The sequence below is a fragment of the Saccharopolyspora sp. 7B genome (assembly GCF_020177435.1).
Lineage (GTDB): Bacteria > Actinomycetota > Actinomycetes > Mycobacteriales > Pseudonocardiaceae > Saccharopolyspora_C > Saccharopolyspora_C gregorii.
Genome location: NZ_JAIUKC010000215.1, coordinates 1 through 14,474, shown reverse-complemented (window position 1 = coordinate 14,474; position 14,474 = coordinate 1). Strand labels below are relative to the sequence as shown.

The 14,474-nt window shown below is 74.9% G+C and carries 14 protein-coding genes and 1 pseudogene; 7 read left to right on the top strand and 8 right to left on the bottom strand.

The window, feature by feature from the left end; translation table 11 throughout:
- Positions 1 to 299: 299 nt before the first annotated feature.
- Positions 300 to 731: a DoxX family protein gene (locus tag LCD33_RS26665; RefSeq protein WP_224962522.1), complete on the bottom strand. Its 432-nt coding sequence runs from the start codon at positions 729 to 731 to the stop codon at positions 300 to 302.
- 192 nt (positions 732 to 923) lie between these two features.
- On the opposite strand from LCD33_RS26665, the gene LCD33_RS26660 reads away from it, so the two are divergent.
- From LCD33_RS26660 to LCD33_RS26650, 4 genes are all read left to right on the top strand, one after another.
- Positions 924 to 1,706: a thioesterase family protein gene (locus tag LCD33_RS26660; RefSeq protein ID WP_224962524.1), complete on the top strand. Its 783-nt coding sequence runs from the start codon at positions 924 to 926 to the stop codon at positions 1,704 to 1,706.
- A gap of 190 nt (positions 1,707 to 1,896) precedes the next feature.
- Positions 1,897 to 2,025, top strand: a complete 129-nt coding sequence (locus LCD33_RS29110) for a hypothetical protein (RefSeq protein ID WP_255615122.1) — start codon at positions 1,897 to 1,899, stop codon at positions 2,023 to 2,025.
- Positions 2,022 to 3,869 carry an asparagine synthase-related protein gene (locus tag LCD33_RS26655; RefSeq protein ID WP_224978407.1) on the top strand — a complete coding sequence of 616 codons (1,848 nt, stop codon included), beginning with the start codon at positions 2,022 to 2,024 and terminating at the stop codon, positions 3,867 to 3,869. Before LCD33_RS29110 ends, LCD33_RS26655 begins: the two co-directional genes overlap by 4 nt.
- A complete protein-coding gene (locus tag LCD33_RS26650) occupies positions 3,847 to 4,110 on the top strand; it encodes a lasso peptide biosynthesis PqqD family chaperone (RefSeq protein ID WP_224962528.1) in 264 nt (87 codons plus the stop codon). The genes LCD33_RS26655 and LCD33_RS26650 overlap by 23 nt, the downstream gene beginning before the upstream one ends.
- Before the next feature lie 54 nt (positions 4,111 to 4,164).
- Here the strand turns inward: LCD33_RS26650 and purE are convergent, their stop codons facing one another.
- The 3 genes from purE to LCD33_RS26635 form a co-directional block, all read right to left on the bottom strand.
- Positions 4,165 to 4,677, bottom strand: coding sequence for a 5-(carboxyamino)imidazole ribonucleotide mutase (gene purE / locus LCD33_RS26645; protein WP_224962530.1), 513 nt, complete (start codon positions 4,675 to 4,677; stop codon positions 4,165 to 4,167).
- A 133-nt stretch (positions 4,678 to 4,810) separates the two neighbouring features.
- Positions 4,811 to 5,995, bottom strand: coding sequence for a 5-(carboxyamino)imidazole ribonucleotide synthase (locus LCD33_RS26640; RefSeq protein ID WP_224962532.1), 1,185 nt, complete (start codon positions 5,993 to 5,995; stop codon positions 4,811 to 4,813).
- 51 nt (positions 5,996 to 6,046) lie between these two features.
- A complete protein-coding gene (locus LCD33_RS26635) occupies positions 6,047 to 6,844 on the bottom strand; it encodes a hypothetical protein (protein ID WP_224962535.1) in 798 nt (265 codons plus the stop codon).
- 279 nt (positions 6,845 to 7,123) lie between these two features.
- Between LCD33_RS26635 and LCD33_RS26630 the strand changes: the two genes are divergently transcribed.
- Both LCD33_RS26630 and LCD33_RS26625 read left to right on the top strand, forming a co-directional pair.
- Positions 7,124 to 9,544, top strand: coding sequence for a sigma-70 family RNA polymerase sigma factor (locus tag LCD33_RS26630; RefSeq protein ID WP_224978406.1), 2,421 nt, complete (start codon positions 7,124 to 7,126; stop codon positions 9,542 to 9,544).
- Between the two features lie 84 nt (positions 9,545 to 9,628).
- Positions 9,629 to 10,132 (top strand): annotated as a pseudogene (locus tag LCD33_RS26625) (GtrA family protein); the annotation flags it as partial.
- Positions 10,133 to 10,223: 91 nt separating this feature from the next.
- On the opposite strand, the gene LCD33_RS26620 reads toward LCD33_RS26625, so the two are convergent.
- Entirely contained in the window at positions 10,224 to 11,498 is a 1,275-nt protein-coding gene (locus tag LCD33_RS26620) for an ATP-binding protein (protein ID WP_224968285.1), read from the bottom strand.
- A gap of 11 nt (positions 11,499 to 11,509) precedes the next feature.
- Entirely contained in the window at positions 11,510 to 12,184 is a 675-nt protein-coding gene (locus LCD33_RS26615; protein WP_224961839.1) for a response regulator transcription factor, read from the bottom strand.
- A gap of 126 nt (positions 12,185 to 12,310) precedes the next feature.
- Here LCD33_RS26615 and hisN point away from each other — a divergent pair, with 126 nt between their 5' ends.
- Positions 12,311 to 13,078: a histidinol-phosphatase gene (gene hisN / locus LCD33_RS26610; protein ID WP_224961861.1), complete on the top strand. Its 768-nt coding sequence runs from the start codon at positions 12,311 to 12,313 to the stop codon at positions 13,076 to 13,078.
- A gap of 233 nt (positions 13,079 to 13,311) precedes the next feature.
- On the opposite strand, the gene LCD33_RS26605 is transcribed toward hisN, so the two are convergent.
- Complete coding sequence (locus LCD33_RS26605) at positions 13,312 to 13,644, bottom strand: hypothetical protein (protein WP_224961841.1); 333 nt, start codon at positions 13,642 to 13,644, stop codon at positions 13,312 to 13,314.
- Positions 13,641 to 14,474 (bottom strand): TNT domain-containing protein (locus tag LCD33_RS26600; protein WP_224978405.1); only part of this gene is annotated, 834 nt, incomplete at its 5' end. The genes LCD33_RS26600 and LCD33_RS26605, both read right to left, overlap by 4 nt.

The window sequence follows — 14,474 nt, the reverse complement described above, 5'->3', positions numbered from 1 at the left end:
CGGGTTCCGCGGTGGCGGGTGCCAACGCCGGCCCGGGCGAGGGCGCCGGGGGGCGGCGCGCACTAGAGGGCGCCCGGCCCGCGCGCGGGCTGACCGCCGCCGCACCCGCGCTCCGCGACCGCCCCGGGCGGCGCCACCACCGAGCGGTGCCGCCCGGCGTGCCGGGTCGCGGAGCACGAACCGTCCGGCCTCCCCCGCCGGAGCCACCGGGCGCGCGGGCCGGGCGTCGGGCCCGCGCGGCTCCGTGCTCGCGCGCGGCGGCGCCTCGGTCGGCGGCCGCCTCGCGCCCGGCACCTGGGTCAGGCGTCGACCTTGGCGCGTTCGGCCTGCGCGCCGCCGGTGAACAGCGCCTGCACGGTGTACTTGGGCCCGCTGAAGCCGAGCGCGAGGCTCGTCGCGGCGAGCACCAGCACGTATTCGAAGCCGCCGTCGGTGGCGAAGAAGCCGGCGCTCGCGTGCGCGGTGACGAGCGCGCCGAGCATCACGGCGGCGAGCAGCACGCCCGCCACGGGCATCAGCACGCCGAGGATGAGCGCGAGTCCGCCGAGCAGTTCGACGGTGGCGGTGAACCCTGCGGCGACGACGGGCATCGGGATGCCCATCTGCTCGAATCCGGCGCCGACGCCGGAGATGCCGTTGAGCACGAACTTCTGGTAGGCGTGCAAGACGAAGGTCACGCCGACGACCAACCTGGCCAGCAGGATCGTGACGTCGCGGAGACGGTGCTGCATCAGCTCACCTTTCGGGGGGCACGGGGGTTCCGACCGCCCAGCATATACATGAAGTTTCAAATAAAAGGCCGAATGGGAAACTGGTCACGGAACCCGCACCCCCGCTGCGCCGGACGACCGAACCCGAACGCGCCCGGACGACCCAGCCGTCAGATCTACCCAAAGTAAGATACTGCTGAGTAGCATCCGGGCGTGCGCCGAGACGAGAGCCTGTTCCGCCGCGAAGGCGACCTGTTCGTGCCCACCGAAGCCGCGGGCAACCCGTGGGGCGAGCTCACCGGTGGCGGCCCAGTCGCCGGACTCGTCGCCCGCTCCGTCGAGCAGGCCCTCGACGAACCCGACCTGTTCGTCGCCCGGCTCACCGTCGACCTGCACCGCCCCGTCCCCCGCACCGGGATCACCGCCACCACCCGCACCGTCCGGGCCGGCAAGCGGCTGCGCGTGTTCGAGGTCACCCTCGCCCAGGACGGCACCGAGGTCACCCGCGCCACCGCCCAGGTGCTGCGCCGCAGCGGGGTCGACGGCGACCACGCACCCGAACCCACCCCGTTCCCCGGACCGCAGGGCCTGCCGGACTCCTCGCTGCTGCCCGCCGAACTCGGGCTGCGCTGGGGAGTGCACGACGTGGTCCAGGTCCGCTGGGTCCGCGACCAGCTCGCCGGCGGCCCCACCCAGGCGTGGATGCGGCTGCCGCTGCCGCTGCTGCCCGACGAACCGACCAGCAGGCTGAGCCAGGTCGCCGTCCTCGTCGACTGCATCAGCGCGGGCAGTCCCGTCGGCTCGCTGTTCGGCCCGTGGATCAACAGCGACATCACGCTGTACCTGCACCGGGAACCCGCCGGCGAATGGCTCGGGATGGAGATGGCGCGCGACGTCGAACCCACCGGCGTCGGCGTCACCCGCGCCCGGCTCTTCGACGAGCGCGGACCGGTCGGGACGGCCCACGAAGCGGTGCTGGCGCACCGCCTGGGCTGAGACCGCGCGGCCCGGCCGCGACATCGCGGAGATGGTCCCGACGCATTTCGCGCGGGGCATTGTTACGTGACTAGTACTTTCTTCACCGAATGGGGTCATCATCACCCGGGAGGCATTGTGCCCCACCCGGGCTCCTAGCAGTGTGATCGTCGGCATGAATCCGTGCCTGCACACCACTGCGGAGGCATTCATGGACGAGCAGACCGCTGCCGACGGCTACGAAACTCCCACGCTCGTGGAAATCGTGGAATTACCCGAGCCGGTCACCGCACCATTTTCCTCCTACCCCGCGACGCGCACCGATCCGAGAACGGAATGAGCATGCTCCAGCACCACTCCGGTTGGGTCGTACTGCCCGACGTGCCGGGATTGAAGAACGTCGTCGACCGATTCCCGGCGCAGGGGCGGATCGTGCTCCGCCACGATTCCGGGAACCCCTGGCTGGTCGGCCGCTTCCGCACCGACGACCTCGTCCCGGTCGCGCTCGGGCCGGTCCGGGTGGCGCTGCTGGGGTCCTGCCCGATCGACGCGACCCGGCTCGCGTCGATCGTGCACGGGCTGCGCTCGGTCGCCGACCTGGACGCGGTGCTGCACCGGCTGCCCGGCGGAGTGCACCTGGCCGCCTCGGTGCGCGGCGAGGTCCGGGTGCAGGGCGGGATCTCCGGGCTGCGGCAGGTGTTCCACACCCGGATCGGTGGCGTCCCGATCGCCGGTGATCGCGCCGACCTGCTCGCCGAGCTGGCCGGCGCGGGCATCGACGAGCAGGCGCTGGCGCTGCGGGTGGCGGTCGGACCGACCGGGCCGCCGCTGGACCGGCGCACCGCGTGGTCCGGGGTGCGGGCGCTGCCCCCCGACTCGTACCTGCGGCTCGCCGCCGAGCGGGCCCGGGAGGTGCGGTGGTGGCGGCCGCCGGAACCGGACGTGGCGCTGCGCCGCGGCGCCCGCGCCACCCGGGAGGCGCTCGACACCGCGATCCGGTCCGGGACCGGGCGCACCGGCGCCGACCTCTCGGGCGGGATGGATTCCACCGCGCTGTGCTTCCTCACCGCGCGGCACGAACCCGAGCTCGTCACGCTGAACCGCCGGGAAAACGACCGCGAGAACGGGGAGAACCGGTTCGCCGCCGAATGCGCGCGGCAATTGCCGGACGGCACGCACCTCGTGCTGGATCCGCGAGAAATCCCCTCCGCATTCGAGGATCCAGGAGCGCTCACCGACCACGAAGAACCCATTCCGCTTTTCCGGGAACTCGCCGCGACGGGCCGGTGCGCGGAACTGCTCGCCGAGCACGGCGTGCAGCGGCAGCTCGCCGGATTCGGCGGCGATGAAATCTTCGGCGGCCCGCCCGGACATCTGCATTCGCTGCTGCGGCAACGCCCGGTGAAAGCGATCCGGCAACTGCGCGGATACCGGTCGCTGCACCGCTGGCCGCTGCTGCCGACGATGGCGGCGCTGCTGGCCGCGCACGACGTGGCGCACTGGTGGCGGGAGCAGTCCGACCGGCTCACCGCGCCGAACGGGCCGCGGCACCACGCCGCGCTGGACTGGGGTCCCGCCCCGCTGCGCGCGGCGCCGTGGGCGAGCGCCGACGCGGTGGCCGCCGCCCGCGCCGAGCTGCGCACCGCGGCCACCGAGGCCGAACCGCTCGCGACCGACCGCGGCAGGCACCAGCTGCTCACCGCGCTGCGCACCGCGGCACCCGGGTACCGGCGGCTGGTCCGGCGGTACGCGGCGGCCGGGGTGCGGCTGGAACTGCCCTACTACGACGACCGGGTGGTGGAAGCGGCGATCGCGGTACGCCCGGCTGAACGGGCGTCACCCTGGCGGTACAAGCCGCTGCTGGCCGAAGCCGCCCGCGGCACCGCACCGGACGCGGTGCTGCAGCGGCCCGTCCCCGCTCCCCGACCGGACGCCGGGGTCGGGGCGGACGTGCACATCGGGTTCCGCCGCCACCGCGGCGCCGTCCTGGCGCTGTTCACCGACTCGGAGCTCGCCGCGCACGGACTGGTCGACACCGGCGTGCTGCGCAAGCACCTGCTCGCGCCGCACGTCGAACCGCGCACCCTGGTCGCGCTGGAACACCTGCTGGGGTGCGAGGCGTGGCTGCGCGGCGTCACCCAGGGCTCCACCGGGAGGACCGATGCACCTGCGACTGCGTCCTGACGTCGACCCCACCGACCTCGGCGACGGGACGGTGCTGCGCGACGAGCGCACCGGGCGGCGCTGGCTGCTCAACCGCACCGGCACCCAGGTGCTGCGCGGCCTGCTGATCGGGCAGGACGCGGACCGCATCGCGGGCGAGCTCGCCGACCGCCACCGCATCCCGGCGGAGGTGGCCCGCCACGACGTCGCCACCATCGTCGAACGCCTCCGCGGCGCGGCCCTGCTGGAATCCACCAGGTGAGTCCGCCGGGCGGCACCGCGGCGGCGGGCGGCGACGTCCCGCCGCCCGGGTCCGTCAGAGGCGCGCCTGCAGCGCCTCGTGCTTGTCGTGGACCATGCTCTCCAGGCCTTCCTGGAAGCGCGCCATCGCCGCGCGCAACCGGGTGCCCAGCTCACCGGAGTCCGCGGCGAGGGTGCGCACCGCCAGCAGTCCCGCGTTGCGCGCCCCGCCGACCGAGACGGTCGCCACCGGCACCCCGGCGGGCATCTGCACGATCGACAGCAGCGAGTCCATGCCGTCCAGGTGCTTGAGCGGCACCGGCACGCCGATCACCGGCAGCACGGTCGCGGACGCCACCATGCCCGGCAGGTGCGCCGCTCCCCCGGCGCCGGCGATGATCACGCGCAGGCCGCGGTCGGCGGCGTCGCGGGCGTAGTCCAGCATCCGCTGCGGGGTGCGGTGCGCCGAGTACACGCCGGCCTCGAACGGCACGTCGAACTCGGCGAGGGCCTGCCCCGCGGCCTCCATCACCGGCCAGTCCGAGTCGCTGCCCATGACCACGCCGACCAGCGGCCGTTCCTGCGCCATCTCCGGTTCCTCCCCGCCGGGCGCCCGCGCCCGGTGCTCCTGCTCGTCGTCGCGGCGAGCGACCGCCCGCCGTCCAGCCCATCACGTCCGCGGGGCAGCCGCCCCCCACCCCCGGTGCTCGCCGAGGCGGGTGTCAGTGGATCGGGTGGCCGTCGGCCCATTCCCCGGTGGAGAGGAAGTGCGCGGCCAGTTCCGCCTCGCGGCGGGTGGCGGCCATGTCGTCGCCGAGGACGGTGACGTGGCCGACCTTGCGCCCGGGCCGCTCGGCCTTGCCGTAGAGGTGCACCTTGGCGTGCGGGAACCGGGCGAACAGGTGGTGCGTCCGCTCGTCCACGCCCATCGCCGGTTCGGTGGGCGCGCCGAGCACGTTCGCCATCACCACGGCGGGCGCGGTGAGTTCGGTGCTGCCCAGCGGGTAGTCCAGCACGGCGCGCAGGTGCTGCTCGAACTGCGAGGTGCGGGCGCCTTCGATGCTGAAGTGCCCGGAGTTGTGCGGCCGCATCGCCAGCTCGTTGATCACGAGCCCGTCGTCGGTCTCGAACAGCTCCACCGCGAGCACGCCGACGACGCCGAGGGCCTCGGCGATGTGCAGCGCCAGGTTCTGCGCCTCGTTCCGCAGGTCCTCCGAGGCGTCCGGGGCGGGGGCGAGCACCTGCACGCAGATGCCGTCCTGCTGCACGGTCTCCACCAGCGGCCAGGCGGCGCCTTGCCCGAACGGGGAGCGCGCGACGAGCGCGGCGAGCTCGCGGCGCAGCGGCACCCGCTGCTCGACGAGCAGCGGCGCCCCGCCGTCGAGGAGTTCGCCGACGACGCGCTCGGCGCTCTCCGGGGTGTTCAGCGTCCACACGCCCCGGCCGTCGTAGCCGCCGCGGGCGGTCTTGAGCACGCACGGCCAGCCGTGCTCGGCGCCGAACTCCAGCGCCTGCGCGACCTCGGTGACCTCGGCGTACGGCGGTACCGGCAAGCCGAGCCCGGCGAGCTCGCGGCGCATCACCAGCTTGTCCTGGGCGTGCAGCAACGCGTCCGGCCCGGGGTGCACGGCGACCCCGGCGGCGACGAGTTCGCGCAGGTGCTCGCCGGGCACGTGCTCGTGGTCGAAGGTGACCGCGTCGCAGCCTTCCGCGAAGGTGCGCAGCGCGTCGAGGTCGGTGTGCTCGCCGAGCTGCACGTCCGGCGCGACCAGCGCCGCCGGGTCCTGCGGCGAGACGGCCAGCACCTTGAGGGACTGGCCCAGCGGGATCGCGGCCTGGTGGGTCATCCGTGCGAGCTGCCCACCACCGATCATGCCTACGACGGGAGTGCGAGTGCGGTGGTCCACGAGCAGGAGAGCCTACTGCCCGCCCTCCGGCACCCGGACCACCGGGAACGGTCAGTCCACCGCGCCGAGCATGGCGCAGGCCGCGGCGGGGTCGCCCGGCAGCTGTTCCCGCCGGACCCGCACCGGCCCCACCGGGTGCAGCGCCGGATCACCGGCGATGCTGCGCCGCACCAGCATCCGCACCCGCTCGCACCGCTCCTCCAGGCAGGGCCGGCGGGCGGCGAGCACCGCGGCGGTGTCCGGCCGCAGCAGAGACACCGTCTCGCCCGCGTCGAACACGTCCCGCAGCACGTCCGCGGCCAGCACCATCGCCATCATCATCGGATATCCGCCGGTGTCCGGCGGGATGTCCAGCGACACCGTGATCAGCGCGTGGTCCTCGTCGGCGGTGCGGCCGGCCGCCAGCGCGCTCCGGTACACCTCGTGCAGCCGGGTCCGCAGGTAGGAGGCGGTGGTGAGCCCGGTGAGCGGGTCCTGCACCTCGCGCCCCACGGTGTACTCGGCCTGCACCTCGGCCCAGCCGAGCGCCAAGGGCCGCAGCATCCACGCGGGCACCGAGTCCTGGTCCGGCGAGACCAGCCCGTCGCCGGTGCCGGTGCTCGCGGCGTGCAGCGCGGCCACGTCCAGCAGCGCCTCGGCCAGCCCGACACCGGCCTCCGCGCGCGCCGCACCGAGCCTGCCCAGCGGTTCGGTGAGGTCCGCCCCGCTCGCGACCGCCCGGCACACCGCGTCGACGGCGCGCACCCCCCAATCGCTGGGGAACGGCCATCCCGCCGCGAGGCTCGCCGTGCGCCACCGCGACCGCAACGACCGGTCGATCCCCGTGCACCCCTGAATCCAGTTGCTCATCCCGACCCCCTTTCACCATGGAGACGACCTGCGCGTTCGACCATGACGGAAGACTGCGTGCAGGGCGCGGGGAGTCATCGATCACAATGAGGTTCGACGCGAATTCGCATCACGTTGGCGGATCGACGGGCGATCGCGCGGATGGTTCCATGAAGCGGATCTGCTCCGATCGGCGGATCCGGACGCACCCGGTCGGCTGGTCGCACCGGAACCCCGAGCGCGGACCCGCCCGACCAGCGGCACACCCCGGACAGCGGACCACACAAAGGAAGGTGCGGCGTGGCCACAGCCCCGGCCGAAGCGCAGGGCCCCAGCGACGGCGAGCTGATCGAGGCCGTCCGGCACGGTTCGACGGAGGCCTACGGGACGCTCTACGAACGCCACGTCGCCGCCGCGCAGAACATGGCCCGGCAGGTCTCCAGATCGCAGGCCGAGGCCGACGACCTGGTGTCCGAGGCGTTCGCGAAGGTGCTGGCCACGTTGCGCGGCGGCCGCGGCCCGACGACGGCGTTCCGCGCCTACCTGCTGACGGCGCTGCGCCACGTCGCCTACGACCGGACGCGCCGGGACCGGAAGCTGCAGCTGGCCGAGGACGTCACCGAGGTCTCCGGCGCCGAGGCGAGCGTGCCGTTCACCGACACCGCGGTCGCCGGGCTGGAGCGGTCGCTGGCGGCGCGGGCGTTCGCGCGGCTGCCGGAGCGCTGGAAGACGGTGCTGTGGCACATCGAGGTGGAGGGCGAGACGCCCGCCCAGGTGGGCCCGCTGCTGGGCCTCACCCCGAACGGGGTGTCGGCGCTGGCCTACCGCGCGCGGGAGGGCCTGCGCCAGGCGTACCTGCAGGTGCACCTGAGCTCGCTGTCCGACGACGAACCGGGGATCGCGTCCTGCCGGGCGGCGGCGGACCGGCTGGGCGCGTGGACGCGCGGCGGGTTGTCGAAGCGGGAGACCGCGCAGGTCGACAACCACCTCGACGGCTGCGACCGGTGCCGCGGGCTGGCGGCGGAGCTCGCCGACGTCAACGGCGGTCTGCGCGCGGTGATCGCGCCGCTGGTGATCGGCACCGGTGCCACGGCGTACCTGCTCTCCGGCGGCGGTGCTTCGGCGACCGCCGCGGCCGCATCGGCCGGTGCGGGGGGTTCGGCGGCGGGCGCGGCGAGCTCGGTGCCGCGCCAGGCGGTGTCGGGCGTCGCGGCCTCCGCCGCGCTGTGCCTGGCGCTGGCGCTGGCGCTGACCTCGGGCACGGCGCCGCTGCCGTCCGCCTCGGCGCCCCCGCCCGCGCCGGAGCCCGCCGTCGCACCGCCGCCCGCACCGCGTCCTGCCGCGCCGAGCCCGCAGGCCCCGCAGCAGCCCTCTCCGCAGCCGGCTCCCGCACCGGCTCCGGCGCCCGCCGCGCCGACGCCGAAGCTGGACGCGCACGGCCCGACGGAGCCGTTGACGCTGGTGCCGGGCGGCGACCCCGCGGACCTGCCGATCACGGTGCGCAACGACGGCACCGGCCCGTCCGATCCGGTGACCGCGATCCTGTCGCTGCCGCCGGGCGTCAGCTCGGAGATCCCGGGGGTGACCTCCCAGCAGTCCGGTCCCGCGGGGACCGCGCCCGCGTCCGCCCGCACCGCGCGCGCCGCCGAGGCGGCCGGTGGCCCGGGGGTGCGCTGCGAGAGCTGGGACGGCGGGCTGCAGTGCTCCTCGGAGCGCGGCCTCGAACCGGGTGAGCAGCTGACCTTCGACCTGCACGTGACGGCCGCGGCCGACGCCACCGGCGGCGAGATCGGCGCGCGGATCGTGGCGGGCGCGGACCTGGACCTGCCGCTGTCCCGGATCCAGGTGCTGATGCGCTCCGGGGACGGGGTGGACGTGTCGGTGTCGGCGGCGGCGCACCCGCTGCACGACCTGCTGCTGGGCGACGAGGTACCGGAGGGCCCGCCGCTGCGGCTGAACCTCGACGTGCGCAACACCGGCGTGACCCGGGGCCGGGCCGAGGCGGTCGCGGTGCTGCCCGCCGGTGCGCGCGCGCTGGGGATCCCGCCCGCGTGCGACCTGCTGCCGTCGGACGACGAGCTGCGCTGCTCGGCGGAGTTGGACCCGGGCGAGTCCTACCGGGGCCACCTGTGGCTGGCCGGGCTGCCGGTCGAACCGCGCGGCGCCTCGGACGGCGAGGAGCGCGAGGTCACCATCCCGGTGCGCGCCCGGCTCGGCACCGCGAACGACAGCGCCGCGGTGACCACCCGGCTCTGGTTCCCGTGGCGCCCGCGGCCGGAGCCGGACTGCCCGCTCCCGCCGCTGTGGCCGCTGCGTCCGGCGGACGGTGCGGAGTGGCCGTGCTGGCTGCCGGACGTGCCGGGGCTGCCCGAGCGACCTGGTCCGCCGGAGGTCCCGGGCCTGCCGGAGCTGCCGGGCCCGCCTGGTCGGCCGGGGTTGCCTGGTCTTCCGGGCCTGCCTGGTCTGCCGGGGTGGGCGCCGCCGAGCCAGGGCCCCGCTCCCGCCCCGGAGCCGACGCCCGGCTCCGAACCGACGCAGGCACCGACGCCCGTCCCGACCGGACCCGGCACCTCCGCACCGCCGGAACCCCCGTCGTCGGAGCCCACCCGGCCGCCCGAGCCCCCGGAACCGGAACCGGCCCCGGACGAGCGGCGGCTGCCGATCCTGGAACCGCTGCTGCCGCCGACCGCCCCGCCGCCCTGGTGGCGCTTCCTGCGCTGACCGGAGACCGGCCGGGGAGGTCCCGGCACCGCTGCGGCCGCACGAGCTCCGGGCGGCCGCGGCGGGGCGGTTAACATCGTCGGAGTGTCCGTCGTGGAAGCCGTGCTGGCCCGCGTCCCGCGCCCGCTGCGGGACCGCGCGGTGCGCCATCGCGAACTGGTGAAGTTCGCGATCGTCGGCGCCAGCACCTTCTTCATCGACTCGGCGATCTTCTACGCGCTGAAGCTGACGATCCTGGTGCCGAAACCGGTCACCGCGAAGGTGATCGCGGTGCTGGTGGCGACGATCGTGTCGTACGTGCTGAACCGGGAGTGGTCGTTCCGCACCCGCGGCGGCCGGGAACGCCACCACGAGGCCACGCTGTACTTCCTGTTCAGCGGCATCGGGGTCGCGCTGTACGCGGCGCCGCTGTGGTTCTCCCGCTACGCCCTGCACCTGCAGACCCCGTACACCAGCAGGCTCGTCGAGGAGATCGCCGACTTCACCGCCGCGCAGGTGGTGGGCCTGGTGCTGGGCATGGTGTTCCGGTGGTGGGCGTTCCGGAAGTGGGTGTTCCCCGCCGACGGGTCCCCCGACGACGAACCCCCCGACGACGACCCTTCCGCCGACGAATCCGGCGCCGCACCCCCGGCGCCGAAGCCTCCGGCGCCGCACCCCCGGACCGGGCGGCGGAACCGGATCAGCGCGGCCGGGACTCGATCTTCCACGGCACGCCGAGCACGTCGTCGGCCCGCGCCACCGGCAGGAAGATCTCGAACAGGGCGGGACGGGCCTTGCTGAGCTCCAGGCGCCCGCCGTCGGCCTCCACCAGCGCCCGCGCCAAGGCCAGGCCCACGCCCGTGGACCCGCCCGCGGAGAACCCGCGCTCGAACACGTAGGGCACCAGCTGGTCCGGCACCCCGGGCCCGGCGTCGCCGACCTCGACGACCACCGTCCCGCCGCCGTGGCGCGCGGTCAGCGTCACCGTCCCCTTGCCGTGGCGCACCGCGTTGTCCAGCAGCACCCCGATGGCCTCCCGCAACCGGCCGGGCGTGGCCCTGGCGAGCAGGCCGTCCGGCACCCGCTGGCGCAGGGCGCGGCCCTGGGCGCGCAGCGGTTCCCGCCACTCCGCGGCGGCCTCGGACAGCGCTTCGGACACGTCGAGCGGTTCGGCGTCCCTGGCACGCGCGGCGGTCGCGGCGGCGAGCAGGTCGTCGAGGACGCTGGAGAGCCGCTCGGCCTGCTCCAGCGCCGCGGCGGCCTCCTCCGCGACCTCCTGGTCGGGCACGTCGGCCAGCGCCTCCAGCCGCAGCTGCAGCGCGGTGAGCCTGCTGCGCAGCTGGTGCGAGACGTCGCCGACGAGTTCCCGCTCGCGCTGCACCAGCTGGGACAGGGCGGCGCCCGAGGCGTCCAGCGCGTCGGCGACCCGGTCCAGCTCCGGGACCTCGTGCCGCTTCGGATCGGCCCGGAAATCGCCCGCGCCGAGCCGGGCGGCGCGCGCGGCGACGTGCCGCAGCGGATCGGCCAGCCGCCGCGCGGTCAACCCCGCCACCACCATGCCGGTGCCCGCGGAGAGCACCACCAGCAGCAGCACCAGACCCGCGACCTGGAACTGCTGGGTGCGCACCGGGCCGCTGGGCGCGGACAGCGTCACCGTGCCGCTCTGCACCATCGGCACGCTCTCGGTGAGCGGCGACCTGCCCGGGTCGGTGCCGTAGACGTACTCGTGGTCCTTGGTGCGCACCACCAGCCGCGCGTCCCGCGGCACCGCCAGCAGCACCGACTCCACGTCGATCGGGTGGCGGGAGGCGACCTGCTCGTCCAGCGAGGTCGCGATCTGCTGCGAGCGGGTGGACAGGTCGGTGCGGGTGAAGTCCTCCACCAGCTTCAGCGCGGTCACTCCCAGCGGCAGGCCCAGGACCACCGCCGTCACCGCCACCGCCAGCAGCGTCGCGACCAGGATCCGCCTGTGCACCGGGCCGCCCGTCAGTCCGCGTTGAACCGGAAGCCGACGCCGCGGACCGTGGCGATCCGCTGCTCGTCGGCACGGCCGTTGCCGTCGCCGAGCTTCCGGCGCAGCCAGGAGATGTGCATGTCCAGCGTCTTGCTGCCCTTGCGGCTGGCCTCCGGCCACACCTCGTCGAGGATCTCCTCGCGGGTGACGACCTGGCCCGCGTGCTGCATGAGCACCCGCAGCAGTTCGAACTCCTTGTTCGCCAGCCCCACCTCGTGCTCGTCGACGAGGACGCGGCGCGCGGTCAGCTCCAGCCGCACTCCGGATGCCTCCAGCGTCTCCGGGGAACCGCGGCGCAGCAGCGCCCGGATGCGGGCCATCAGCTCCGCGAGCCGGAACGGCTTCGCCACGTAGTCGTCGGCGCCCGCGTCGAGGCCCACCACGAAGTCCACCTCGTCGGTGCGCGCGGTGAGCATCAGCACGGGGATGCCGCGGCCCTGCGCGCGCAGCCGCCGGCACACCTCCAGCCCGTCCATCCCGGGCAGGCCGAGGTCCAGCACCATCAGGTCGATTCCGCCGGAGGACGCCTCCTGCAACGCCGAAGGGCCGTCGTCGATGACTCGGACCGAGTAGCCCTCCCGCTGCAATGCCCTCGACAACGGCACAGCAATGGCTGGGTCGTCCTCGGCCAGCAGCACTACGCTCACGCCTCCACCCTAGAGGTCCGCGATGATCAGGTCCGTGTCGTAGGCGGTTAGTTCCGCCCGGACCGTCTGGTAGCCGCACCTCAGCGGGGCCGCGCGGAGCGCGGAAGTAGAGTCGCCGCCGTGACGATCGCCGATGACCTGGACCTGGCCCTGCACCTCGCGGACACCGCCGACGCGCTCACCTCGGACCGGTTCCGCGCGCTGGACCTCGCGGTGGACCGCAAGCCGGACCGCACCCCCGTCACCGATGCGGACCTGGCGGTGGAGGACGCGGTGCGCGCGGTGCTCGCCGAGCAGCGCCCCGGCGACGAGATCGCGGGCGAGGAGCGCGGCGGCGAGGTCACCTCGGCCCGCACCTGGGTGCTGGACCCGATCGACGGCACGAAGAACTTCCTGCGCGGGGTGCCCGCCTGGGCGACGCTGGTCGCGCTGGTCGAGGACGGCACGCCGACCGCGGGCGTGATCAGCGCACCCGCGCTGGGCCGCCGCTGGTGGGCGGCCGCGGGGCGCGGCGCGTGGGCGAGCTCCGGGGGCGCTGCGGAGCGGATCTCGGTGTCCGGGGTGCGCGAGATCTCCGACGCCTACCTGTCCACCACGCACCTGGGCAGCTGGGTGGAGCACCACTCGCGGGAGGCGTACCTGCGGCTGGTGGACGCGTGCTGGGAGAACCGGGCGTTCGGCGACTTCTGGCAGCACTGCCTGGTCGCGGAGGGCGCCATCGACGTGGCGGCCGAAGCGGTGGTGAACCCGTGGGACGTGGCCGCGGTGCAGGTCATCGTCCGCGAGGCCGGTGGCGAGTTCACCGACCTGGGCGGGCGGCGCGGATTCCGGGGCGGCTCGGCGCTGAGCACCAACGGCCACCTGCACGCAACGGCCCTGGACCTGCTGCGCTGAATCCCGAACTCGTGCTGCGCAGCTCTCGGGTGGCGGAACCTCCGCGGCCCCCTCGCTGCGGGATCGTTCTCACCAGTGGCTCCGCCACAGGAGAAAACGCTGTCCTCGCGAGGGAACCGCGGAGAACCCGCTGGTGGTCGAGCTGCGTGCGTGGTCGGCGGCTCAGCGGCTCCGCCGCTGACGAGGAACCGACGAAGACCCACCGGCGAGTTCAGCGACGAGCGGTCAGGCGGTCACTGGACCGGGGTGCCGTGGGGTGGGGTGGCCGGCTCGGCGGGCGCCTTCGGGACGCGCGGGCGGTCCTGGTCGACGGGGCCGATGGCGCCGCGCAGCGCCTGGGTCCAGCTGAGCCTGCCGAACAGGTAGAAGCAGGCGACCTGCTCGCTGCTGAACCGCGCCCAGTCGTAGCGGTTGCCCTGCTCGCGCCAGAACACCTCCCACCCGGCGGCGCCGTCCACCTCCTCGCGGACCAGGCACCAGGTGTGGTCGGTCTCGGTGCCGATCGACACCAGCTCGGCGGGGACGCCGAGCGCCGCGAGCCAGCCGAGCATCGATTCGGTGTTCACTTCGCGATCTCCTCCGTGACCTCGTGCCGGTCGGTGCGGCGGGGCTCGTCGACCGCGCCCGGTGGTTCGTCCGGTGCGGCGTCGGCGCGCTCGTCCGGGCCCGCGCCCCCGCTCGCGGAGCGCCGGGACGCGCGGTCGGCCGCGTCGATCACGGCGGGGTCCAGCCGCAGCGTGCCCGCCTCCGCGGCGACCCGCGCCGCGGTGAGCTCGACGAGGTGGCCCAGCGCCACCAGTTCCGCCAGCGAGTGCGTCAGCCGGTAGCGCACGCCACCGCCGCTGCCCGCGAACCACGGCGCGGACACCGCCCGCCACACCGGCAGCGGCCGCAGCACCCGGTAGCGGTGGTACGGCAGCTCCAGGTAGTCCGGGGGCAGGCTGCGCCGGGTGAACGCGGTGCCGTCGGGCGCGGCGACCCGGCCCGCGTCGGAGCCGAGCGCGTCGAGCACCGCGTCCGGTTCGAGCACGATCGGCTCGCCCGGTTCCGCGCAGCCCTCCGGCACCGAGGCGGCAGCGGGCCAGCGGGGTCCGGCGGGGCCGGTGTAGCGGCGTTCCCACTCCAGTTCGCTGAGTTCGGCGAGCGGGTCGTGCCCGGCGGCGAACTCGGCGGGGCGCTCCACCCCGTCGGATCCGGCCGGGTCCACCGCGAGCTCCCCGGAGCGGGCCCTGGCGAGGGCGTCGCGGTCGTCGACGAGGTCCGCGCGCGGGTGGTCGCGCGGCGGGAAGCGGCGCCCGGCCAGCGGATCGACGCCTTCGGCGGGCATCGGCAGCTGGCGGCTGGCGGTCGCCGCGGCGACCGGGAGGTACCCGATCGGGAACTGGTGGAGCATGAA

Coding starts and splice junctions, on each gene's coding strand:
- LCD33_RS26665 (WP_224962522.1), bottom strand. CDS start 731: ATGCAGCACCGTCTCCGCGACGTCACGATCCTGCTGGCCAGGTTGGTC.
- LCD33_RS29110 (WP_255615122.1), top strand. CDS start 1,897: ATGGACGAGCAGACCGCTGCCGACGGCTACGAAACTCCCACGCTCGTG.
- LCD33_RS26655 (WP_224978407.1), top strand. CDS start 2,022: ATGAGCATGCTCCAGCACCACTCCGGTTGGGTCGTACTGCCCGACGTG.
- LCD33_RS26650 (WP_224962528.1), top strand. CDS start 3,847: ATGCACCTGCGACTGCGTCCTGACGTCGACCCCACCGACCTCGGCGAC.
- purE (WP_224962530.1), bottom strand. CDS start 4,677: ATGGCGCAGGAACGGCCGCTGGTCGGCGTGGTCATGGGCAGCGACTCG.
- LCD33_RS26635 (WP_224962535.1), bottom strand. CDS start 6,844: ATGAGCAACTGGATTCAGGGGTGCACGGGGATCGACCGGTCGTTGCGG.